This is a genomic window from Rhizobium sp. RU20A (assembly GCF_900155885.1).
In the GTDB taxonomy this organism is placed as follows: domain Bacteria; phylum Pseudomonadota; class Alphaproteobacteria; order Rhizobiales; family Rhizobiaceae; genus RU20A.
On record NZ_FTMB01000003.1, the window covers coordinates 202960 to 225758 of the forward strand.

Consider the following 22799-nt stretch of genomic DNA (forward strand, 5'->3'; position numbering starts at 1 on the left):
TGCACAGGCCCCGCTTAAATGTTCGTTTACACTTACTCTTGAATCGGCGCGATGGAGATTTCGACGCGGCGGTTCTGAGCGCGGCCCGCCTCTGTCGCATTGGAAGCGACGGGGCGATCCGGTCCGTAACCAACGGCTGACATTCTGCGCGTTTCGACGCCCTGCGAGGCCAGGAAATTCGCAACCGACGCGGCGCGGCGTTCCGAGAGCGCCTGATTGTAGCCGGGGCTGCCCGTGGAATCGGTATGGCCGTCGACGTCGATCAGGGTCTTGTTGAACTTGCGCAAAACGATCGCGACCGAACTCAGCGTCGGATAGAAGGCCGGCATCACCTGGTCCTGATCGGTCGGGAAAGTGATATTGGAGGGCATGTTGAGGATGATGCGATCGCCTGCGCGGGTGACCGATACGCCCGTGCCCTGCAACTGGGCGCGCAGTTCCGATTCCTGCTGGTCCATGTAGTTGCCGGCAAGGCCGCCACCGAGGGCGCCGATACCGGCGCCAATCAGCGCGGCATTGCGCCGCTCCTTGGCATCGCCGCCGATCAGCAAGCCAGCAGCCGCACCAAGACCGGCACCGATGAGTGCGCCGCCTGCGGTGTTCGAGGTCTTCTGCTCACCGGTATAGGGATCGGTGGTCGTGCAGCCGGCGAGATAGATGGCCGCCAGGCCGATGAGTGCGGTCTTCTTCAACATCAGTCAGTGTCCCCCTGGGTTCCGAATGGCCCTATGATCATGGATTGCGGCGGTAAGATGAAGAGCGGTCAAGCCGTGATGGACAGCGATTCCACAGATGTGTGGCCGACCCTTCGCGATGCCGGGATGGTCGCGACCCAGGCACGTGCGAGCGCAAGGCCGGCACGGTCGGCATCGGCTGCATGGGCGCGCACCTCGTTTTCATAGTGGTCGAGCCAGTCCGGCGCCTTTGCAGCAATCGCAGCCCTGAAGCGGGCGCGCCAGCCTTCGACGACCTCAAGCCCCGCTTCGAAATGAAACTGCATGCCATAGGCGGCACGGCCGATGCGGAATGCCTGGTTGGCAATGCCGCCGGTGGCGAGATGGACCGCGCCGTCCGGCAGCGTGAAACTGTCGTCGTGCCACTCGAAGATACGAAAACAGTCACCGGCCGCGGACAAGACGGGATCGTCCTTGCCGGCCGGCAAGAGGCGGATTGGGCACCAGCCGAACTCCCGGTGGCCGCCGAGCAGATTCGCGCCACCATAGGCCCGTGCCAGCAACTGGCTGCCAAGGCAGATGCCGAGAACCGGTTTATCCGCATCGGCAAAGGTTCGGATGAGGTCGACAAGAACCGGCAGATGGGGATAGGCGGCATCATCAAGGGCGGACTGCTCGCCGCCCATCACGGCAAGCGCATCATAGGCCTCATGGGTCTGCGGCAACGCTTCGCCGAGATGGGGGCGACTGAGTTCGATGGTGGCGCCCGCCTCGGTCAAGGCCTGGCCGAGCAGGCCGAGATCGGTTGCCGGATAGTTTTCCACCACGAGGATGCGCATGCCGCCACCGTTCTCCGATTTGACACTCGGCGGACTTGATCATGCGCGCTCGCCGCAGGCAAGGGCCTGTCGTCTTGCGAGCGCGCCACGTTCTTCTGCTCAGAACTGCCGATTGAGCCGCCGGTCGATGCCATAGGCCGTTGTGCCTCGCACTGCGAAGAACAGCAGGATCATCATCCACAGCAGCGATTTTTCCATGCCTGTCAGGCCCTCATCCATCACCATGCCGTGGAAATAGGCTGTCACGGCAAGAACGATGGCCCCGGCGAACGCGGCGGGCCGTGTGAAAAGCCCCAAAGCAATCAGGATGCCGCCGAAGAATTCCGTGACCGCCAACAGCGGTGACCAGAACTCGCCGGGGTGGAACCCTAGGCCTTCCACCATCGCCACCATCGCAAAGGGATCGACAATCTTGCCGGTACCGTGAACGACGAGCAGGAGACCTGCGAGAACGCGCAGCATCGCCTCGGCCATGGGTGTCAGACGGGCGTACAATGGTCCGAGAACCGGGACGAACATGCCATTGTGTTGGCGTGATTGGCGAGTGGTATCCATGTTCGCATTCCTTTCGAGCAGTCTGGCGACCTTGAAAAGCCGGCATGAAGCCGCGACGTTGTCGGCGCGATCCCTGCCCGAGACAAGCGGCGCGGCTAGAAAACCTGACAAAACGGGTTAACAATTCTGTGAATGTCAGGTATGGCGGCGCTTCATCATTTGCTATGCCGGAGCCAACGAGATGACAGACCGCACGCCTGCCGATGCCCACCCCGCCGCGGCCAAGCCGCGCGTGACGATCCTCTTTTGCACCCAATGCAACTGGCTGCTGCGCGCCGGCTGGATGGCGCAGGAGTTGTTGCAGAGCTTTCCGGAGAGCCTTGCCGAAGTTGCCCTCATTCCCGGCACCGGCGGCGCTTTCGAAATACGGGTCGACGATGCGCTGCTCTGGGAGCGCAAGCGGGACGGGGGCTTTCCGGGACCGAAGGAGTTGAAGCAGCGCTTGCGTGATATCATCGACCCCGAACGGGATCTCGGCCACACCGACCGCGTTGATAGCGCCCATAAGGCGGACAGCAGCACTGACCGCTAGCGCGGAAATTTGCGCGGTGGGTGGCCCGTGACACCCACCTCGCCGCTTTACGACGGTTTTTCAACACCAGACGCAAAAATCCAATTTTCCGTGTTGACACTTCCGCGTCGGAACCGTACACCCCGCTCCGTCGCCCAGATGGCGGAATTGGTAGACGCGCAGGTTTCAGGTACCTGTGCCGCGAGGCGTGGAGGTTCGAGTCCTCTTCTGGGCACCATTTCCCTTCAAGTTTGATGCTGCTTCATGCGGTCCTTCGTGCCTTACGACGGCGTGACGGACATGGTGTTGTGGCGCCTTCTGTAGGAAGGTCCACCGTGGGCACGCGTGGCAACCTCTTCTTCGAAAACATGACGGGCTCGAGAAACTCTCAAGCAACCCGCCGAATCTCAGCCCTGGCGTGCCGCCAGCCCCACTGTGTTGCCACTCCCGGTCATCATATCTTCTATTTAAGTCACTCCTGACGAATTTGAATGGCTCGATTCATTCTTGTTTAAAGGCACATCGCTAGGCTCGACGTGTCAGGATGATGCGCCGGCATGAGGCTGGTGCGGCGAGGGCAAATCGCTCCCCTTGGCGGCGCGCGTTCCCTTCTGCCCGTTCGGCAAGGACACGCTGCAAGCCGGTGCTCAGGACAGTGCCGCGCGCTCGACAGAGCGTGCTCCACCCACGCAACGTCGCCTTTCCCTGACATGCCAGAGTTGTTCCTGCCGCGTCGTCGCGGCGCCAAGTTTCGGAGCCGCCCATGTGCATCGTGGTGAAACGAGCCATTCTCGCTGCGTGTGTTATTCTGTCGACAAGCCTGCCGGCCATGGCGCTCGACAAGCCGACCGGCGAGGTCATCCTCACGATTGTCGGCAAGGACCTCAAGCATCCCAATGCCCCTGGCGCGGCAGAGTTCGATCTAGCCATGCTTGAGTCCTTGAACGGGCGCAGCGGCACGATGGAAACGCCGTGGACCGAGGGCAAGACAACCTTCTCCGGCCCGCTCCTGCGCGCCGTGCTGGAGGCCGCCGGCGCTGAGGGCGAAAAGCTGAAGGTTCGGGCGCTGAATGACTACGTCGCAGAAGTTCCGATCAGCGACGCCGACACGCTCGACACCATGCTTGCCACGCGGATGAACGGCGAGATCATGTCTGTCCGCAACAAGGGTCCGATCTTTCTCATCTACCCGTTCGATCTCGACAAGAGCCTCTACAACGAGAAGTATTTCTCCCGCTCGGTGTGGCAGATCAAGGCGATCGAGGTAGAGCCTTGAGCGAGCAGTCCCGACAAAGCGGCGACATCATCCGGAAAGCCAGTAGGGCAACCGTTCTGCTGCAGGGTTTTTCGGCCGTTCTGCTGTTGCTGCTCGGCCTGATCCTTTACGAGATTTCAAACCGCTATGCCTCGCTTGAGGACGGCATTCGGGAAAATTCGCTGTGGTCGGTCTTTCAACTTGATCGCGAGACACGCCAGTTGACCGAACTGCTGTCCGACACGCTGCACCACCCCGCAACCTGGCGCGTCGCCAGCAAGGATCTGTCGAATCGATTCGACATCCTTTATTCCCGCATGACGATTCTCGAGCAAGCCAGCTTTGAACAAAGCTTTGCCAGTGATGCCAACATCCTCGGCAACATCGCCACGGTGAAGACGAGCCTCGGCGTGCTGACACCCTTCTTCGATCGTCTGGCGGCAGGCGAATCTCTATCCTATGCCGAGCTTTTTCGCACCGCGAACGTGGCGCGCGGCATGGTGCGCCAGACCGGAGACCTGCTGACGCTGGCCAACTCGACCGTCTCGACAGCACGTGCCGACGCGCGCGACGACTTGCTGGCCATCCAGATCAAGGCCGGCGTCGTGATCGGCCTTCTGGTCGTCTGCGTGCTCTTCCTGATCGTCACGCTGCGCCGGCAACTGAGCTCGGTCCGCGACGCGGGCCTCAGTCTCGAAACCATGGCGAATGCTCTGAGCGCCGCCTATCTCGATGCACAGGCCGGCAACAGCGCGAAGTCGCAGTTCCTCGCCACGATCGGTCATGAGGTGCGCACCCCGCTCAACGCGATCCTCGGCACGGCCGAACTTCTCGAACTCTCTGCCTTGCCGGCCGATACGCGTCACAACGTCCAGACGATCCGCCGGTCGGGCCAGTCGCTTCTCGAGATCATCAATGAAATTCTCGACTTCGCAAAGATCGAGAACGGCAAGATGGAAATCGAGCTGCATCCGGTCAACGTTCTTGCGCTCGCCACCGATGTCGCCGACATGATCCGCGACCGGGCGGCCGAAAACGGCAATACGATGCGCTTCCTGGCGCCGGAAAGCCTTTCGGCGCCCTGGGTTCTGTCCGACGCCACGCGCCTGCGGCAGGTGCTGCTCAATCTGTTGAGCAATGCCGTGAAATTCACGCGCGGGGGTAGCGTCACGCTGGAGATCCGCGAGTTCCGGGAAGATGGCCGTCTCTGGTTCGGCGCCGATGTCTCCGATACCGGGATCGGCATTGATGCCGACGGCCTGACGAAACTCTTCCAGCCGTTTTCCCAGGTCGACGCCAGCATCACGCGCCGCTTTGGCGGAACCGGGCTTGGACTGACGATCTGCAAGGAGATCGTCGAGACGCTTGGCGGCCGGATCGGCGTGCGCTCCACAAAGGGCGAAGGCTCCACCTTCTGGTTCGAACTGCCCGTGACCGAGGCCTCCGCCCCGGTCTATCGTCCCACGGTTGCCGATGCCGTATCGCAGCGGCTGCAGCCAATGCAGGTTCTGCTTGTCGAGGACAATGCCGTGAACCAGGACGTGGCGATGCGCTATCTCAAGCACATGGGACACACGGTCACCATTGCCAATGATGGCACCGAGGCTGTGACACTGGCGGCCGGGCAAAGATTCGATCTCATTTTGATGGACATGCACATGCCGAAAATGGACGGCATTGAGGCGACGCGGCGCATCCGCGCTGCCGAGGCCGACCTTGGTGACGGCCAGCACACGCCGATCGTTGCCATGACGGCGAACGCGTCCGACCGGGACAGAAACCTGTGCCTCGAAGCCGGCATGGACGACTTCCAATCCAAGCCGATTTCTCTAAAGACCCTGCAGACTGTATTCCGGCGCTATGGCACGCCTGACACGGAGACGGCACCGCCGAATGACGGGGTGACGGACGCTTCGCCCGAAACAGCTGTGGCGCGCAACGCGGCCAGCGACATCGATGCGGTAGAGCCGCTCTTTGCGGAACGGAGGGCCGAGGTCATTTCGGTGCTCGGCGAGGAAGACTTCGCCGCCCTCGTCGGCTCCTTCTTCGAGGACGCGGATGCCTTGCTCAAGGAACTGGCACACATCGAGACGCTCGACCCGGCCATCGGCGACCAGATTCTTCACACATTGCGGGGCGCGGCCAGCAATATCGGACTTCAAAGCCTTGCGCAGCGGTGCCAGGACTTGCGCCACCAGCGCGTGCAGGCAGGCGATATCGAGAAACTATCGGAAGATATTGCCGATATGAAACAAAGACTTGCCGCATAGTTTGATACGTCGTGTTCCGAATTTCTTCAGAGTTTCAAGGCAATAAGAAGGAAGAGTGGCAGGACTTGTTTCAAAAGGGGCAGGACTTGCCGACAACCGTAACGGTCGAACCATCGCTCACGGTTCTCAGGGAGATAAGGCCATGCGCATTCTGCTGGTGGACGACAACAAGACCAATCTCGGTTTCCTGACCAAGCTGGTGGAAAAGCTGCCGGGTTGCGTGCCCCTGCCCTATCAGGCTCCGGACGCAGTCCTTGCCGACATGCCGGGCCTCGATTTCGATATCGGCATCATCGACTTCCAGATGCCGGTCTATAACGGTATCGAACTGATGACGGAAATCGCGCGCTTCGAGAAATACCGCGACAAGCCGATCGTCTTCGTGACCGCTGACACGGATACAGCAACGCGCATGTCGGCGCTCAATGCCGGCGCCATCGATTTTCTGACCAAGCCGGTCAACCCGCTGGAGTTTCTGGCCCGCGTGCGCAATCTGATCGCGCTGGTCGAGGCGCGCAACAAACTGACTGACCGCGCAGAATGGCTGCGTACGGAGGTGGAAAAGGCGGTACGCGAGATCCGCGAGCGCGAAGAGGAAATCATCGAGCGCCTGATGATCGCCGCCAGCTACAAGGACTCGGAGACGGCGCGCCATACCAAGCGCGTTGCCGCCTATTCCGAAGCCATCGCGCTGGAATACGGGCTGAGCAAGGAGTTTGCCGCGGATATCCGGCTTGCCTCCCCCATGCATGACATCGGCAAAGTGGCCATTCCCGATGCGGTCCTGCTCAAGAAGGGCAAACTGACGGAGCAGGAATTTGCGGCCATGCAGACCCATACGATCGTTGGCTGCGACATTCTAAAGGAATCGAAGTCGAGCCTGCTGAAGCTGGCGGCCGAAATCGCCGGCAGCCACCATGAGCGCTGGGACGGCCAGGGTTATCCGCGCCGCCTCGCCGCCGAGGAGATTCCGCTTGTTGGCCGCATCGTCGCGATTGCCGACAATTTCGACGCGCTGACGACTTCGCGCCCCTACAAGGAAGCCTGGAGCGTGGAACGGACCGTCCATCACATTGTGGAGCGCGCCGGCTCGCAGTTCGACCCGGTCTGCGTCGATGCCTTCAAGCGTGCCCTGCCCGCCATTCTCAGCATCATGCTGAACAATCTGGAACGCGATGTGATGGCAGAGCCGACGGACGAGACCATCGCGATCGCCAAGAGCGCGGCGGCCTGACACGACACGGCGTCCCTCAGCGGGACGCGCGTGTCCCGATCCTAATTGACCGTGACGGGCTTGGAGCGCATGCGCGAGACCGTTTCCCTCTCGGCGCGCTTGCAGCGCATCGGCGGCAGACCGCGATCCATGAGGTCCATATCCTCCAGGACCATGTCGCCCATTTTGAAGAAGGCACTGTCGAGGGCGCCGGCCCGATGGGCGGAGCGCAGGAAGCCCCTCAACCCACGCACCGGATGGTCGAGCGGCAGCGGCTCTTCGGGAAAGACGTCGCTGGCCGCAACAATATGCCCGGAAGCCACCACCGTCATCAGCGCATCGAAGTCCACGACCCCGGCGCGGCTGAGAAGGATGAAGGCCGAGCCCTTCCGCATGCGGGCAAAGGCATCCGCCCCAAGAAAACCCTGGTTCTCCGAGGTGACGGAAGCGACGACGAAGACGAAATCGGACTGCGCGAGCACCGTGTCGAGATCGGCCGGCTCCACCCCCTGATCGATCAGCAGCGAACGCGGCTGCCAGGGATCGAAAACGCGGGTGCGGCAGCGGAAACCGGCGAGAACGCGGTTCAGCGCCTTGCCGAGATCGCCGAAGCCGATGATGCCCACCTCGGCGCCGGAGAGAAGCCGCGCGGAGCGATTGCCCTCACCGCCCCACAGTTCGCGCCCTTCCCGGAAATCGAGGTCGGCATCAACGATGCCGCGCGCCAGATTGAGCGCCATGGCAAGACCCAGTTCCGCGACGGGCTCTGCGAAAACCTGCCCCGTGGTAACGACATGAATGCCGCGCGCAAACAGCACGTCGTAGGGCATATTGTTGATGAGGTTGCTTTCCACATTCAGGATGCACCGCAGCGACGTCATGGCGTCAAGCGCCGTGTGGTCAAGCGGCGGCTGGCCAATGATATAGCGCACCCGCGCCAGAACGGCCGGATCGAGCCCGGCGACCGCCTCCGCCGCGACTTCCAGCACATTATAATTCGCATGGAGAGCCTTGCGGGCTTCGGGCGTGAAAATCAGGTCCAGCGTTCGTGGTTCCGGGGCGCTGATCACCAGCGGACGGACGGCATGCGTCATTTCCGATTCTCCTTGGCCCGGAAGGCCATCCTCCTGCGCGCCCACTGCAGGCGCGCATCCTCATCTCACGCTCTGGTTATCGCGTTCGACGCCAGCGGGGAAGAGACCTACCAGGGAAGGCCGCGCTGGATGCGATCCCGGTTCAGCGGCAGGCGATCGCTCTCGAAGGTGACGCCGTCCTTCACGCAGCGGTAGCGTCGCTCGTAGCGCGGGGCGTTGGTCGGCTCGAAGGGAAAGTCGCGCTCGATGAAAACCTCTTCGCAGACCGGCGGCGCATCCTGCGGCGGCACATCCGCCGGCGGCTTCACACCGGGGAGATCTCGGAAGGCATCGGCAAGGGCAGGCTGCGGATTTTTCAGCGACGTGGCGCCGGCAAAGTCCGGCGCAAGGGAGGCGACGGCCAGGGCAGCGTAGCAAGCATAGCGTACGATCTTCATGATATGAATGTCACTGCCTCGTGTCCCGCTCTCCGGCATCCTCCTGATTCATATATCCCGCCCGGGACGAATGGGGTATAGGCGGACAATCACGATGCACTGAACGAGGATTTCCATGACCGCCACCATCCGGTACCACGAAGGCGATATTCCGGCAGCCGACGCGGCTCGCTATACCGATGCGATCGCCATCGATACCGAAACGCTGGGCCTTGTGCCGCGCCGCGACCGCCTGTGCGTGGTGCAGCTCTCGCCCGGCGACGGCACGGCGGATGTGATCCGCATCGCCGCCGGCCAGAAGGACGCGCCTAACCTCGTCGCCATGCTGGCCGATCCCGCCCGTCAGAAGATCTTTCACTTCGGCCGCTTCGACATCGCCGTGCTGTATCATACCTTTGGCGTCACCACGGCTTCGGTCTTCTGCACGAAGATCGCCTCGCGTCTGACCCGCACCTATACGGATCGCCACGGGCTGAAGGACAATCTGAAGGAACTTCTGGAGATCGACATTTCCAAGCAGCAGCAGTCTTCCGACTGGGCCGCCGACACGCTGTCGTCCGCCCAGCTCGAATATGCCGCTTCCGATGTGCTGCACCTTCATGCCCTGCGCGACAAGCTCGCCTATCGCCTCGTTCGCGACGGCCGCCAGGAGATGGCCGAAGCCTGCTTTGCCTTCCTGCCCACGCGCGCCAAGCTCGACCTGCTGGGCTGGGAAGAAACCGACATTTTCGCGCATAGCTGAGCCCGAGGGGCTTGCAGATCAAACGGTGCGCACACTCAACTCGACGACCCGCTTGCCGCGCGAGGTCTCGGGATTGGGCGCGTCATGGCCCGCAACAAGTTGATCGACGGTCTGGAAAAGCCAGGACCAGAACAGCAGGCAGCTCAGCGCGGCGATGATGAAATACTGAATTCGCATAGGTGCAACATAGGGTGATTTGCGGCGCGATCATGCTCACAACCGCTCACGATTTTTTGTCGAGACGCGGACAACAGACTGCCAATGACCGGATTGACAGAGCGATTCGACCGTCGACCCGCGCCGGCACATCATCGCGACGGTCGTCGCGCAGAAAACATCGCTCCAATCGATCAGCTCGATAGCGGTTGGTAGGAAACAGCGTCGGAAAGGCGCCGCTCAAACGTGAGCGCTGCAAAACCGCCTCACCGCAAAATCCTGCCCTGCGAATGACCAATCAAGACGGCATTTTTCGGTAAATTTGGTGGAGCTAAGCGGGATCGAACCGCTGACCTCTTGCATGCCATGCAAGCGCTCTCCCAGCTGAGCTATAGCCCCATCAGGGTGCCGGTTTTTCTCCGGCCCGGGTGACCTCCGAAGCGTTCGCCTCGGGAAGTGCGGTCTCATTAAAGCCGCTGATCGGCCTTGGCAAGTCGAAAAATTCCGTCTTGCCGATTTTTTTCGCCACGGCCATGTTTTTTAGCCGGGCAGGGATTGGCATAGGGCCAATCCCCTTGTCCGATAAGGACTTAGACGTCGTCGTCGTCGTCGGATACGCCGATGATGCCGCTCATGTCGTCGTCATCTTCGTCTTCGTCAGCTTCCAGGAAGGTGTCGTCGTCGTCGCCGTCGATTTCCACGTCGTCGTCACCGAGATCGGGAATGTCATCGCCGCCCGATGCATCCTCGTCGGCCTCTTCCAGCGAGACCAGTTCGACTTCCGTGTTTTCGGTATCGACTTCCGTGACGTCCTCTTCCTCTTCCTTCTCGAGGACCTTGGCGACCGACGTCTCCTCGAAGAAGGAGAGCGGGTAGGACTTGCCCGTGTAGGGCGACACGATCGGGTCGCGGTTCAGGTCATAGAACTTCTTGCCCGTTTCCGGGTCGATGCGCTTTGTTCCAAGTTCCGGTTTTACCACGGTGCAGCCTCGTCAATGGCCGGTTAGTCCGGCGCGGCCGGTTTCCCGGCATGTCAGTGATCAGATGAATAGCGGCCCCATATATCGTCTTGACGGCTTCTGTCAAAGATTAACTTGGGCCGGAAGAGCCTGCCGCGCCTTGCCGGCCGGGCGAATTTGCGGCAAAGCGGCGTCATTACAAAAGGGATCCGAATGCTGACCATCGCCATCGACGGACCGGCCGCGGCCGGCAAGGGAACACTCTCGCGGAAGATCGCCGAGACCTACGGCTTTCATCACCTCGATACGGGCCTCACCTACCGGGCGACGGCCAAGGCGCTGCTTGACGCCGGCCTGCCACTCGATGACGAAACCGTGGCGACGGCAGCGGCGGAGCGGGTGGAACTTGCCGGCCTCGACCGCGCCGTGCTGGCGCGCCACGAGATCGGCGAGGCCGCGTCCAAGATTGCGGTGATGCCGCGCGTTCGCCGGGCGCTGGTCGAGGCGCAGCGCGCCTTTGCCCGGCGCGCGCCCGGCACCGTGCTCGACGGACGCGACATTGGCACCGTGGTCTGCCCGGATGCGGCCGTGAAGCTCTACGTCACTGCCTCCGCGGAGGTGCGCGCGCGCCGCCGCTTTGACGAGATCGTCACCGGGGGCGGAACAGCAGTCTATGAGAGCGTTCTCGACGATGTCATCAAGCGCGATGCGCGCGACATGGGCCGTGCCGACAGCCCGCTGAAACCGGCCAACGACGCGCACTTGCTCGATACGTCGGAAATGAGTATAGAGGCCGCGTTCTCGGCCGCGCGCGCCATCATTGATGCCGCGCTTGGACGCTGACGGAGCGCTTCGGCCTCCACCTGCATATCTTTAGAATGAAACCGTCCAAGGAGCGCGTCCCCGCGCCGGATTTGCCTTTCCGCCAGACACGGGGAAAGGTGGACAGCTCCTCAGGACCTGATCAACACCAACCCCCGGCGCCGATGCCGCATGCGGCATCCATCAGGAGTTTCCATGTCTCAAGCCAATCCCACCCGCGACGATTTCGCAGCCCTGCTGCAGGAATCCTTCGCCAAGACCGATCTTGCTGAAGGCTATGTCGCCAAGGGCATCATCACGGCCATCGAGAAGGACGTCGCCATCGTTGACGTCGGCCTCAAGGTCGAAGGCCGCGTGCCGTTGAAGGAATTCGGCGCCCGTGCCAAGGACGGTTCGCTGAAGGTCGGCGACGAAGTCGAAGTTTATGTCGAGCGCATCGAAAACGCTCTCGGCGAAGCTGTTCTGTCGCGCGAGAAGGCTCGCCGCGAAGAAAGCTGGATCAAGCTCGAAGCCAAGTTCGAAGCCGGCGAGCGCGTCGAGGGCGTCATCTTCAACCAGGTCAAGGGTGGCTTCACCGTCGACCTCGACGGCGCCGTGGCCTTCCTGCCGCGTTCGCAGGTGGACATCCGTCCGATCCGCGACGTCACGCCGCTCATGCACAACCCGCAGCCCTTCGAAATCCTCAAGATGGACAAGCGTCGCGGCAACATCGTCGTATCGCGCCGTACTGTTCTTGAAGAGTCCCGCGCCGAGCAGCGTTCGGAAATCGTGCAGAACCTCGAAGAAGGCCAGGTTGTTGACGGCGTCGTCAAGAACATCACCGATTACGGTGCGTTCGTTGACCTCGGCGGCATCGACGGCCTGCTGCACGTCACCGACATGGCATGGCGCCGCGTCAACCATCCGTCGGAAATCCTGAACATCGGCCAGTCGGTCAAGGTTCAGATCATCCGCATCAACCAGGAAACCCACCGCATCTCGCTCGGCATGAAGCAGCTCGAGTCGGATCCGTGGGATGGCATCGGCACGAAGTACCCGGTCGGCAAGAAGATCTCCGGTACCGTCACGAACATCACCGACTACGGTGCGTTCGTCGAGCTGGAGCCGGGCATCGAAGGCCTGATCCACATCTCCGAAATGTCCTGGACGAAGAAGAACGTTCACCCCGGCAAGATCCTGTCCACGAGTCAGGAAGTCGACGTGGTCGTTCTCGAAGTCGATCCGACCAAGCGCCGCATCTCGCTCGGCCTCAAGCAGACGCTTGAGAATCCGTGGCAGGCATTCGCGCACAGCCACCCGGCTGGCACCGAAGTTGAAGGCGAAGTCAAGAACAAGACCGAATTCGGCCTGTTCATCGGCCTCGACGGCGACGTTGACGGCATGGTTCACCTCTCCGACCTCGACTGGAACCGTCCGGGCGAACAGGTCATCGAAGAGTACAACAAGGGCGACGTCGTCAAGGCTGTCGTTCTCGATGTGGACGTCGACAAGGAGCGCATCTCGCTCGGCATCAAGCAGCTCGGCCGCGACGCGGTTGGCGAAGCTGCCGCTTCCGGCGACCTGCGCAAGAACGCCGTCGTTTCGGCTGAAGTCATCGCGGTCAACGATGGCGGCATCGAAGTCCGTCTCGTCAACCACGAAGACATGACGTCCTTCATCCGTCGTGGCGACCTGTCGCGCGACCGTGACGAGCAGCGCCCGGAGCGCTTCTCGGTCGGCCAGACCGTCGATGCCCGCGTCACCAACTTCTCGAAGAAGGATCGCAAGATCCAGCTCTCGATCAAGGCGCTGGAAATTGCCGAAGAAAAGGAAGCCGTTGCTCAGTTCGGTTCGTCCGACTCGGGCGCTTCGCTCGGCGACATCCTCGGTGCGGCTTTGAAGAACCGCAACAACGACTGATCGCTCGACATCGTCGACTGATTGTGATCCGCGGGAGCCTCACGGTTCCCGCGGATTTTTTCATGCCTCGGCCATGGCACGGGAAAACGACGGCAGTGGTCAGACCTGATCGGCAAGCAGCCGGTAAAGATCATAGGCACGCGGCGCCTCGGCCTCGTCTTCAGTCTCTTCCTCCGGTTCGTCCTCGGACTCACCCCGACTGTCTTGCCTGTCCGGGTCGCCCGCTCCACCGTCTTCGTCCGTCGCATCGATCGCGCGTGCTGCACCATCTGACGGCTGGGCATCGTCCGTCGGCAACAGCACAGGGACAGCCACGGGCATCGGCATCGGTACGAAGGACGGCATCAGTTGCGGACCGGGTCGCGGCATATCCGGCCGGGCCTCGCCGTGAAGTTCATGCCGCCCATCCCCGGCGCGTGTCGAGCCATCCGGTCGGCGCGCGGCGTCACCGGTGCCGGCATCACTCTCGGCGGATGCGGCGCGCTCCGCCTCGTCCAGCAGTGTCAGATCCCGTTCCGAAAGGGTTTTGGCTCTCTCGCTTTCTGGCAAAGAAACGCCTTCACCGTCGGCGCTTGGCGCGTCCTCCGCAAGGGCAGGCAGCACGGGAAATGAGTCGCTCGCCCTTGCCCGTTCGGCGGCACCGCTTTCGCTGACGAAGAGGTCCATCAAACCCGTTTCCGCCAGCATTTCCTCCGTCAGGCTGGTGATCCGATAGGTGCCGTCAGGCTCGATTGCCGCGCGATCGCTCGGCGCGTCGAACCGGGCAGGCGCATCGCTCCTCTCGGAGGGGCCATGCGACTGGCGCGCCTCTGCGGCATCATGCCCTTCGCTCTGGCGCAGCGGCCCCTCTGTCCGTGTTGCAGCGGAATCCGGGCGCGGCGAGACGTCGCCGCGAGGCTCGGCTGCGACGGTCCGCTCCGCAGTCGCATCATTTCCCCGGTGCGGTGCAGGATCGGAATCGGTGGTAGCAAGACGCGATGGGCGGACGGATTCGTCAGTCTGAAACGAGTGGGTTGCTTTTTGTTCGGCGACGGGTTGCGGCGACTGTCTGCGCGCGACCTCGATCTTGTCGACAGCGTTCAGCGGCTCCTTTGCGATGAAGACGGGCAGGTTTTCGGCCCCGCGCGGCTGCGGCAGACGCGCCGCCGAGTTGGCTGGCACGGCAATGGCGCGCGGCTGGCGCATGTCGGCAGGCCCTCGCTCTGCGCGCGCACGGCCTTCCTCTTCCGTCATCGACGCTACGGACGTGCCTGTCTGCTTGCGGCGCGGCTCCGCGATCTGGCTCACCTGGAGGATGGCGGGATCGCTGATCGGCTTGTTGACCACCAGTGCCTGCAGCATGGCCGGCGTCAGCACAGGTCCTTGCGATGGCAGAATACGACCAGCGGCCATCTGGGCGCCAGCGGTCTGGACGCCTGCGGTTTGCGCGGTAGCCGGTATGGTTGTTCGCGGCGCAACGGGTTGTACGGCAGGTCTTGCAGCGCGACTGTCAGGCGAGGCGGCCGGCGTCGGAGGCAGGCCATGGCGCGCCGGTCGGTCTGTCACGTCAGCGGAAGATGCGCGGACTTGCCCGCGTTCGGCCTGTCCGGTGATCGCGGGGAGCATGGCCTCCAGCGCCGTGGCGATGCGCAGGGTGAAAATGCGCAGTCCTTCATCCGGCTGGCGGGAAACACCGGCCATGGCGGCCAGCGAGACAAGCAGCCGCATGAGATCGGCGCGGGACAGGGGATATTCGCCTGAGCCATGGCGGGCGAGGGAGTCAAGAAGTCGGCCGATGATCTCGACAGGCCGCTGACCCGGCAAGGAAAGAACAGGCTGCCCGCGCTCCATGGCGGCGTTCGCCAGGATGTCGTCCTGCGGCGGCAAGCCCGCAGATGTTGCCGGTGCGCTGATCGAGAGCATCTTCACATCCATACTCGGTGCGGTCAGACCGCACGGCCGTTCATGCACTCCCCCTCGGCGTTGTCCTGTCCGGTTTCCATCGACGTCTTTCATGTGAAGCCGCATCATGCGTGCGCGCGCCGACATGCTTCTGCCGGATGATTGGGCGGGCGTCCGGTCCGCAGGCAAATGCCGGGCAGGCCGAGCTTCAGCTCCCGTAGAATTGCATCACTTCGTTGAGGATTTGTTAACGCCTGCATGCGCAGACACCGCTCGCAGTCTCCGCGCAAGCTGGCGTCGCTAGCCTCCGTCACATGGCGCCGAAACGGCGGGAGGCAGGCATGCAGATCGACAATCCCATCCTCAATACGGACGGCTATAAGTTCAGCCATTTCCTGCAATATCCGCCGGAGACCACTGCCGTGTCCGCCTATATCGAAACGCGCGGCTCCTCCGATCTCACCGATGTCGTGTTCTTCGGGCTGCAGGCCTTTCTCCTCAGCCATATGATGCGCCGCGTGACGCGTGCGGACGTCGAAGAGGCGGAGGCCGTCGTGACAGCGCAGGGCCAGCCCTTCGACAAGGCCGGCTGGATGCACATCGTGGAGCGCCACAACGGTATCCTGCCACTGGAGATCTGGGCGCTGCCGGAGGGCACGCGCGTCAGGCGCGGCGTGCCCATGGTGCAGGTCGTCAACACCGACCCGGCCTGCTTCTGGCTACCCGGCTTCATCGAAACCGCACTGCTGCGGGCGATCTGGTATCCCTCGACCGTCGCGAGCCACGGACGGCGGGTCAAGCAGGCGCTGCGTCCCTACTACGAGAAGACCTGTGACAACGCGGAAACGGTTCTGCGCCAAGCGGTCCATGATTTTGGCGCGCGCGGTGTCGCCTCGTTCGAACAGGCGGGGCTAGGAGGCGCGGCCCATCTCATCCATTTCGACCGCACCGATACGATGACCGGCATCCTGTTTGCGCAGCGCTACTACGCGGCGGAACTCTCGAACCTCTCCTACCCGGCATCGGAACATTCGACGATGATCGCCTGGGGCGGTGATCACGAGGCAGATGCCTATCGCAACATGATCGATCGGTTTGGCTCCGGGACCTACTCGGTCGTCTCCGACAGTTTCGATATCAATTTCGCGATCTCCGAGATCTGGGGCAAACAACTCAAGGACAAGGTGCGCGCCGCCGGCGGGCGGCTGATCATCCGACCCGACAGCGGCGATCCGATCGAGAACCCGACCCATGCGGTGCGCCAGCTCGATTACCATTTCGGATCGCGGCAGAACGGCAAGGGCTACAAACTGCTGGATGACTGCGTGCGCGTGTTGCAGGGCGACGGTATTTCGCTGAGTGACATCGGCCTCGTTCTGTCGCGTCTCGAAGCCTTCGGCTTTTCGGCGGAGAATGTCATGTTCGGCCTCGGCGGCAGCCTGCTGCAGAAGCTCAACCGCGACACCTTCTCCTTCGCGATGAAGGCCAATGCCCGCAAAGATGCGAGCGGCCGCTGGCATGAGCTTTTCAAGCGGCCAGCGACGATGAGCCTGAAAGCCTCCAAGGCCGGCCGGCAGGCCGTGGTGGAGAGTTTCAACGGGCTGGAAGCGGTGCGTCTCGAAGACCTCGGCGCACGGCAGAACCGCATGCGGCTCGTTTGGCGCGACGGACAATTGCATGCCCCCGTCACCTTCGCCGAGGTCCGCCAGCGGGCCTCATGATCCCCCAAGGCAGCCCTTGCGGCGCCGGCTGCCTTGCGTGCCACGGGCGTCGGCCCCATGTTTCGGGACGGTGCAAGGAGGCTTTCCATGTCGTTTCGCCCACCGCAATCGCTGCAGCCTGGCAGGGGGCCGGATACCGGTCTTGGCATTCTCGAATACGAGCTGATGTCGGAACGGGCCGATTCGCTTGGCCGACACGGCACCAGGGTAGAGACGGCCCTTGCCGCGCTCGCAAAGGGTCTTGATGGAGGCGCGACCGGCTCGTGGCGGGAGGATCTCCTGCAGGCGGCGGCCGACGCCGTCTGGTCCTTCTTCATCCAGCGGGAAATCTGCGGCCTGCGCAATGGCCGCGATGTGGTGCAGCGCTACGGCATTCCGCCGGAAGTCATGGCGCGGCTCGGCGTGGTGCGAAAACGCTGAGCGCAAAACACCTGCCTTATCAGTCCCTTTCCAGCCCAACCATTGACGGGCCTTTTTTGCCTAGGCGTTGCTGAAACGCGATTAGCCGTTACACTGCCGTGCTGCAAAATGGCGGCGGGGGCCGTCGATGCTTGAGGGAACATCATGAGTTTTAGCGAAACGACCCACACCTCGTGGTTCACGCGCCTGAAGAACGGCGTCGTCGGGATCTTCGTCGGCCTGATCCTCGTCGTCGGCATGATCGTGCTGCTGGCCTGGAATGAAGGGCGCGCGGTGAAGACCTACGAGGCGCTCATTGAGGGGGCCGGTCTTGTCATTCCCGTGGCGAGTGACGTGATAGACCCTGCACATGAGGGCAAGCTGGTGCATCTGTCGGGAAAGGTTGTCCCGGACGGTACGCCAGAAGATCCGGCTTTTTCCGTTTCCGCAACCGGAGCCGCGGGGCTTCGCCGCGATGTCGAAATGTTCCAGTGGGTGGAAGAAAGCCGGAGCGAGACGAAGAAGACCCTCGGCGGCGGCGAAGAGACCGTCACCACCTACAGCTACAAGAAGGATTGGCAGAGCCGTCCGGTCGATTCCAGCCGCTTCCGCGAGGCCGAGGGGCACGCCAATCCGCCCATGCCGTTTGAAAGCGACCATTTTTCCGTGCCCTCCGCCCATATCGGTGCCTTCGTGGTGGATGGCGAAACGATCGCCAATCTCGGCACGACGAAACCGCTGCCGCTCTCGCCGGACATGGTCCGCCAGATCGAGCAGACGATTGCGACGGGCCTGCCTGTCTCGACCGACGGCACGACGCTCTTCGTTGCCGAAAACCGCAACGCACCTGCCATCGGCGATCTGCGCATCCGCTTCCAGCGACAGGATGTCAGCGAGGCGAGCCTCGTCGGGGCCCAGTCCGGAAATGGTATCCGTCCCTACACCACCTCGAATGGCCGCAGCCTGATGCTCGCTGAGGCCGGCATCGTCTCGGCACCCGACATGTTTGCTTCCGCCGAAAGCGAGAACACCATCATCACATGGCTCGTGCGGTTTGCCGGCCTTGTTGGCCTCTACATCGGCTTTTCGCTGACCCTGTCGATCCTGGGCGTGATTGCCGATGTCATTCCCTTCGTCGGATCCATCGTGCGGTTCGGCACGGGTCTCATTGCCTTTGCGCTGACGTTGATCATCGGCCCGACCGTCATTGCGCTGGCCTGGTTCGCCTATCGGCCGCTCCTTTCGATCGGTCTCATTGCCGGCGGGGCGGCGCTCGCCTTCATCATCATGCGGCTTCGCCGTCCGGCTGCTGCGCCGGCCGGAAAGCCGGCGTAAGACCATGAACGATGCCTCAAAACGGCCCCACCGCTGCGGCAGGGGCCATGCATGTTCCTGATCTCCAAACTTGTCTGGCTGGTCCTTCAGCCGCTGAGCCTCGTCTTCCTGCTGCTCGTCAGCGGATTGATCTTCATGCGTCTCGGCCTTGGCCGCAGCGGGGTCGGCATCATCGTACTCGCCACGCTCGTTCTCTTCGTTACCCTCTTCACAACGAGCGGGACGGTGGCACTCCAGGCACTGGAAAACCGCTTTCAGCGACAGGCGCCGCTTGCCGCCGGCGAGCGCTGCATCATCGTGCTCGGCGGCGCTTTTGAGAATGAAGTCATCGCCGCGCGCGGCGGCATCGAGCTCAACCAGGCAGGCGACCGCTTCGTGGAAACCGTGCTGCTGGCGCGGGAGAATCCGGCCGCACGCATTCTGGTCTCCGGCGGCGACGGCTCCTTCTCGGGGGCCTATCAGGGCGATGCCGCCGTCGCGCGGGATTTCTTCGGTCGCTTCGGCATCGATCCCAACCGGATCATCGAAGAAGGGACGTCGCGTACGACCTCCGAAAATGCATCCAATACGGTGGAACTCCTGCGCCGCGAAGGGCTGGATGACTGCCTGCTCGTCACCTCCGCCTTCCACATGCCACGTGCGGTGGGCCTGTTTCGCAAGATGGGCGTCGGCGCGCGGGCCTGGCCGACCGACTACCGGACGACGGGACGAGCCCGCCTGGGCTTCGATTTCACGCAGCCCTCGCTGAACGCACAGCTCGCGACCACTGCCGCGCGGGAGTGGGTCGGCCTTCTCGCCTACTATCTCGCCGGCCGCACCCATACGGTGTTCCCGCACCAGGGCGGGCAGACCCCATGACGATCCTCGACTGGCTCGACTATGCCGGCGTTGCCGTATTTGCCGCCACCGGCGGGCTTGCGGCAGCGCGAAAGCAGCTCGACATCATCGGCCACATGTTTCTGGCCTCCGTGACCGGGATCGGCGGCGGCACGCTGCGCGACCTCGTGCTGGGGGCGACGCCGGTCTTCTGGGTGCGCAACCCCGAATATCTCGTGGTCTCGGCCGCCGTCGGCTTTGCTGTCTTTTTCGCGGCACGCCTTCTGGAATCGCGCTACCGAGTGCTGGTCTGGCTGGATGCGGTGGGACTCTCGGCCTATTGCGTGATGGGCGCTGCAAAGGGGTTTGCGGCGACGGGCTCGCTGGCTGTCGCCGTGGTCACGGGCGTGCTCACCGCCACCTTCGGCGGCATCCTGCGCGACATCATCGCAGGCGAACCCTCCGTGCTGTTGCGGCCGGAAATCTATGTGACCGCGGCGCTGGCCGGCGCCGGCACCTATACGGTGCTGATGGCACTCGGCGCCACGCAGGTGCCGTCCAGCCTTGCCGGTGTCATCGCCGCCTTCGTCATTCGCGGCGGGGCGCTGCGCTACGGCTGGACGCTGCCAGTCGGCGACCCGCGTCCGCCTCGTGACCCGGATGATGTTCTTTAAGGAAGGCCCGAAAAGCTCGCCGGCATTCCGCCAGACGGTGTTGCGCTCAGGCCTTGGGGCGCAGACGGATCACCACGTCGACGTGGGCGATTTCCATGCCTTCGGGCGGCTCCGGCAGATTGCCGATCTCGATATTGTTGACGGGGATATCGAGGACCTCGGCGCGACCTTCCACGAAGAAGTGGTGATGGTCGGAGACGTTCGTATCGAAATAGGTGCGCGCACCTTCAACAGCGAGAACGCGGATCAGACCTGCCTCGGTAAACTGGTGCAGCGTGTTGTAGACCGTCGCAAGCGACACGGGCACGCCGGCCACCTGGGCTTCCTCGTGCAGTTCCTCGACCGTGAGGTGGCGATCACCCTTGGCGAAGAGAAGATCGGCCAGCGCCACGCGCTGCCGCGTCGGCCGCAGGCCGCTCAGCCGCAGACGGTCTTCGACACTTGGAGCGATTTCACAAGTCATGACGGCGCAAATGTACCCTTCGGCCCGGTTGAACGGGCAACCCTGACGACCGATATAACTTTTGCAGCATGCGCTTTCAATAGCGACACATCCACCCGGCCGGGCAAAGGCCGCATTTGTGGGGTCTTGAGGCATTGACCCCTAGCCGTTGACGCGACCATCATGTATGCGACGGCGTTGATGAAGACGGTGGGACGCGAACGGGAATACATCCGGCCGCGTTCGAACACCGCGTAACGACAAGCAGAAAGCGGGGAAATACCGGCCCATGACGACCAGACAGTCCAGTTACACCTACGAGGAAATTCTCAGCTGCGGGCGCGGCGAGCTGTTTGGTCCGGGCAATGCGCAGTTGCCCCTTCCCCCCATGCTGATGGTTCACCGCATCACGGAGATTTCCGAAACGGGCGGCGCCTTCGACAAGGGCTTTATCCGTGCCGAGTACGATGTGCGCCCGGACGACTGGTACTTCCCCTGCCACTTCCAGGGAAACCCGATCATGCCCGGCTGCCTCGGCCTTGACGGCATGTGGCAGTTGACCGGCTTCTTCCTCGGCTGGCTCGGTGAAGAAGGCCGCGGCATGGCGCTCTCCACCGGCGAGGTGAAGTTCAAGGGCATGGTTCGCCCGCACACGAAGCTTCTTGAATATGGCATCGATTTCAAGCGCGTCATGCGCGGCCGGCTCGTGCTCGGAACGGCCGATGGCTGGCTGAAGGCCGATGGCGAGACCATCTATCAGGCCAGCGATCTTCGCGTCGGCCTCTCCAAGGAAAAGACGGCCTGACGCCCGCGCCGGCTGAAGCTGCCTGCGGCGCCACCGCCGCTTCAATGATCAGAAAGGTTCACAAGATGAGACGAGTCGTTGTCACCGGGCTTGGTATTGTCTCCTCGATCGGAAGCGATGCGGCGGAAGTCACGGCGTCGCTGCGCGAGGCCAAATCCGGCATCACCGCATCGCCTTCCTTTGCCGAATACGGTTTCCGCTGCCAGGTCTGGGGCGCACCGACGCTCGACCCGACCGAGCTTGTCGATCGCCGCGCCATGCGCTTCCTGTCGCAGGGCGGTGCCTGGAACCATGTGGCCATGAAGCAGGCAATCGCCGATGCCGGTCTCGAGGAGGCCGACTACCAGCGCAATCCGCGCGCCGGCATCATCATGGGCTCGGGCGGCCCCTCCACCCGGACCATCATCGAAGCGGCTGAAATCACGCGCAAGAACTTGAGCCCGAAGCGCATCGGCCCGTTTGCCGTTCCCAAGGCCATGTCGTCCACGGCATCCGCGACGCTGGCCACCTGGTTCCAGATCCATGGCGTCAATTATTCGATCTCGTCGGCCTGCTCGACCTCGGCGCACTGCATCGGCAATGCGGCGGAGATGATCCAGTGGGGCAAGCAGGACATCATGTTTGCCGGCGGTCACGAGGATCTCGACTGGTCCATGTCGAACCTTTTCGATGCCATGGGCGCCATGTCCTCCAAGTACAATGACACGCCGTCCGTCGCCTCACGCGCCTACGACGCCAACCGCGACGGCTTCGTCATCGCCGGCGGCGCTGGCGTGCTGGTGCTGGAAGAGCTGGAGCATGCAAAGGCCCGCGGCGCGAAGATCTATGCCGAACTCGTCGGCTATGGCGCGACCTCCGACGGCTACGACATGGTGGCCCCCTCGGGCGAAGGCGCGGCGCGCTGCATGCGCCAGGCGCTCGCGACCGTCGATGGCGAGGTCGACTACATCAACACGCACGGCACCTCGACACCGGTAGGTGACTCGAAGGAAATCGGCGCGATCCGCGAAGTCTTCGGCGACAAGATCCCGCACATCCAGTCGACGAAGTCGCTGACGGGCCATTCGCTGGGGGCGGCCGGCGCGCAGGAATCGATCTACGGCCTCCTGATGATGCAAGCGGGCTTCATCGGCGAAAGCGCCCATATCGAGACGCTGGATCCGGAGTTCGAGGGCGTGCCGATCGTGCGCAGCCGTATCGACAACGCCAAGATCGATACGATCCTCTCCAACTCCTTCGGCTTCGGCGGCACCAACGCCACGCTCGTCTTCCAGCGCCACACCGGATGAGGCGCCGTCTG

At 62.9% G+C, this 22799-nt stretch carries 24 protein-coding genes and 2 tRNA genes; 15 read left to right on the top strand and 11 right to left on the bottom strand.

The window, feature by feature from the left end:
- Positions 1 to 32 precede the first annotated feature (32 nt).
- From F3H41_RS11440 to F3H41_RS11450, 3 genes are all read right to left on the bottom strand, one after another.
- Positions 33 to 695: an OmpA family protein gene (locus F3H41_RS11440; RefSeq protein WP_149738807.1), complete on the bottom strand. Its 663-nt coding sequence runs from the start codon at positions 693 to 695 to the stop codon at positions 33 to 35.
- A gap of 68 nt (positions 696 to 763) precedes the next feature.
- Positions 764 to 1513 carry a type 1 glutamine amidotransferase gene (locus tag F3H41_RS11445; protein WP_149738808.1) on the bottom strand — a complete coding sequence of 250 codons (750 nt, stop codon included), beginning with the start codon at positions 1511 to 1513 and terminating at the stop codon, positions 764 to 766.
- A gap of 99 nt (positions 1514 to 1612) precedes the next feature.
- Positions 1613 to 2032, bottom strand: a complete 420-nt coding sequence (locus F3H41_RS11450) for a DoxX family protein (RefSeq protein WP_188129443.1) — start codon at positions 2030 to 2032, stop codon at positions 1613 to 1615.
- Between the two features lie 217 nt (positions 2033 to 2249).
- Between F3H41_RS11450 and F3H41_RS11455 the strand changes: the two genes are divergently transcribed.
- The 5 genes from F3H41_RS11455 (at position 2250) to F3H41_RS11475 (ending at position 7338) form a co-directional block, all read left to right on the top strand.
- Complete coding sequence (locus F3H41_RS11455; protein WP_149738810.1) at positions 2250 to 2600, top strand: SelT/SelW/SelH family protein; 351 nt, start codon at positions 2250 to 2252, stop codon at positions 2598 to 2600.
- A 132-nt stretch (positions 2601 to 2732) separates the two neighbouring features.
- Positions 2733 to 2817: transfer RNA gene (locus F3H41_RS11460), tRNA-Leu, on the top strand.
- A 525-nt stretch (positions 2818 to 3342) separates the two neighbouring features.
- Positions 3343 to 3855 (top strand): molybdopterin-dependent oxidoreductase, encoded by a 513-nt coding sequence (locus F3H41_RS11465; RefSeq protein WP_149738811.1) that lies wholly within the window; start codon positions 3343 to 3345, stop codon positions 3853 to 3855.
- A complete protein-coding gene (locus F3H41_RS11470) occupies positions 3852 to 6104 on the top strand; it encodes an ATP-binding protein (protein WP_244616168.1) in 2253 nt (750 codons plus the stop codon). Before F3H41_RS11465 ends, F3H41_RS11470 begins: the two co-directional genes overlap by 4 nt.
- A gap of 142 nt (positions 6105 to 6246) precedes the next feature.
- Positions 6247 to 7338: an HD domain-containing phosphohydrolase gene (locus F3H41_RS11475; protein ID WP_149738812.1), complete on the top strand. Its 1092-nt coding sequence runs from the start codon at positions 6247 to 6249 to the stop codon at positions 7336 to 7338.
- A 41-nt stretch (positions 7339 to 7379) separates the two neighbouring features.
- Here F3H41_RS11475 and F3H41_RS11480 read toward each other — a convergent pair whose 3' ends face one another.
- Together F3H41_RS11480 and F3H41_RS11485 are read right to left on the bottom strand one after the other, a co-directional pair.
- The gene (locus F3H41_RS11480) at positions 7380 to 8411 is read right to left on the bottom strand and encodes a hydroxyacid dehydrogenase (RefSeq protein WP_149738813.1); all 1032 of its coding nucleotides are present in this window, start codon (positions 8409 to 8411) and stop codon (positions 7380 to 7382) included.
- Positions 8412 to 8518: 107 nt separating this feature from the next.
- Positions 8519 to 8848, bottom strand: a complete 330-nt coding sequence (locus tag F3H41_RS11485) for a hypothetical protein (protein ID WP_149738814.1) — start codon at positions 8846 to 8848, stop codon at positions 8519 to 8521.
- A 115-nt stretch (positions 8849 to 8963) separates the two neighbouring features.
- Between F3H41_RS11485 and F3H41_RS11490 the strand changes: the two genes are divergently transcribed.
- The gene (locus tag F3H41_RS11490; protein WP_149738815.1) at positions 8964 to 9590 is read left to right on the top strand and encodes a ribonuclease D; all 627 of its coding nucleotides are present in this window, start codon (positions 8964 to 8966) and stop codon (positions 9588 to 9590) included.
- 18 nt (positions 9591 to 9608) lie between these two features.
- On the opposite strand, the gene F3H41_RS21265 is transcribed toward F3H41_RS11490, so the two are convergent.
- The 4 genes from F3H41_RS21265 to F3H41_RS11500 form a co-directional block, all read right to left on the bottom strand.
- Positions 9609 to 9767 (bottom strand): hypothetical protein, encoded by a 159-nt coding sequence (locus tag F3H41_RS21265; RefSeq protein WP_188129432.1) that lies wholly within the window; start codon positions 9765 to 9767, stop codon positions 9609 to 9611.
- Between the two features lie 302 nt (positions 9768 to 10069).
- A tRNA-Ala gene (locus tag F3H41_RS11495) sits at positions 10070 to 10145 on the bottom strand.
- Position 10146: 1 nt separating this feature from the next.
- On the bottom strand, positions 10147 to 10308 hold the full coding sequence (locus F3H41_RS21270; protein WP_188129433.1) for a hypothetical protein: 162 nt from the start codon (positions 10306 to 10308) through the stop codon (positions 10147 to 10149).
- 28 nt (positions 10309 to 10336) lie between these two features.
- Entirely contained in the window at positions 10337 to 10726 is a 390-nt protein-coding gene (locus F3H41_RS11500) for a TIGR02300 family protein (protein ID WP_149738816.1), read from the bottom strand.
- A 192-nt stretch (positions 10727 to 10918) separates the two neighbouring features.
- On the opposite strand from F3H41_RS11500, the gene cmk reads away from it, so the two are divergent.
- Together cmk and rpsA are read left to right on the top strand one after the other, a co-directional pair.
- Positions 10919 to 11548, top strand: a complete 630-nt coding sequence (gene cmk / locus F3H41_RS11505) for a (d)CMP kinase (RefSeq protein ID WP_149738817.1) — start codon at positions 10919 to 10921, stop codon at positions 11546 to 11548.
- A gap of 174 nt (positions 11549 to 11722) precedes the next feature.
- Entirely contained in the window at positions 11723 to 13426 is a 1704-nt protein-coding gene (rpsA, locus tag F3H41_RS11510; protein ID WP_149738818.1) for a 30S ribosomal protein S1, read from the top strand.
- Between the two features lie 99 nt (positions 13427 to 13525).
- On the opposite strand, the gene F3H41_RS11515 is transcribed toward rpsA, so the two are convergent.
- The gene (locus tag F3H41_RS11515) at positions 13526 to 15328 is read right to left on the bottom strand and encodes a hypothetical protein (protein WP_149738819.1); all 1803 of its coding nucleotides are present in this window, start codon (positions 15326 to 15328) and stop codon (positions 13526 to 13528) included.
- A 320-nt stretch (positions 15329 to 15648) separates the two neighbouring features.
- Here F3H41_RS11515 and F3H41_RS11520 point away from each other — a divergent pair, with 320 nt between their 5' ends.
- From F3H41_RS11520 to F3H41_RS11540, 5 genes are all read left to right on the top strand, one after another.
- Positions 15649 to 17028 (top strand): nicotinate phosphoribosyltransferase, encoded by a 1380-nt coding sequence (locus tag F3H41_RS11520; RefSeq protein ID WP_149738820.1) that lies wholly within the window; start codon positions 15649 to 15651, stop codon positions 17026 to 17028.
- A gap of 87 nt (positions 17029 to 17115) precedes the next feature.
- A complete protein-coding gene (locus F3H41_RS11525; RefSeq protein WP_149738821.1) occupies positions 17116 to 17448 on the top strand; it encodes a DUF6665 family protein in 333 nt (110 codons plus the stop codon).
- Positions 17449 to 17592: 144 nt separating this feature from the next.
- Positions 17593 to 18762, top strand: a complete 1170-nt coding sequence (locus F3H41_RS11530) for a TMEM43 family protein (protein ID WP_149738822.1) — start codon at positions 17593 to 17595, stop codon at positions 18760 to 18762.
- Positions 18763 to 18813: 51 nt separating this feature from the next.
- Positions 18814 to 19620, top strand: a complete 807-nt coding sequence (locus F3H41_RS11535; RefSeq protein ID WP_149738823.1) for a YdcF family protein — start codon at positions 18814 to 18816, stop codon at positions 19618 to 19620.
- A complete protein-coding gene (locus F3H41_RS11540; protein ID WP_149738824.1) occupies positions 19617 to 20252 on the top strand; it encodes a trimeric intracellular cation channel family protein in 636 nt (211 codons plus the stop codon). Before F3H41_RS11535 ends, F3H41_RS11540 begins: the two co-directional genes overlap by 4 nt.
- Before the next feature lie 46 nt (positions 20253 to 20298).
- Here F3H41_RS11540 and irrA read toward each other — a convergent pair whose 3' ends face one another.
- Entirely contained in the window at positions 20299 to 20715 is a 417-nt protein-coding gene (irrA, locus tag F3H41_RS11545) for an iron response transcriptional regulator IrrA (protein WP_149738825.1), read from the bottom strand.
- 268 nt (positions 20716 to 20983) lie between these two features.
- Between irrA and fabA the strand changes: the two genes are divergently transcribed.
- Both fabA and fabB read left to right on the top strand, forming a co-directional pair.
- Positions 20984 to 21499, top strand: a complete 516-nt coding sequence (gene fabA / locus F3H41_RS11550) for a 3-hydroxyacyl-[acyl-carrier-protein] dehydratase FabA (protein ID WP_149738826.1) — start codon at positions 20984 to 20986, stop codon at positions 21497 to 21499.
- A 65-nt stretch (positions 21500 to 21564) separates the two neighbouring features.
- Positions 21565 to 22788 (top strand): beta-ketoacyl-ACP synthase I, encoded by a 1224-nt coding sequence (gene fabB / locus F3H41_RS11555; protein ID WP_149738827.1) that lies wholly within the window; start codon positions 21565 to 21567, stop codon positions 22786 to 22788.
- Positions 22789 to 22799 lie beyond the last annotated feature (11 nt).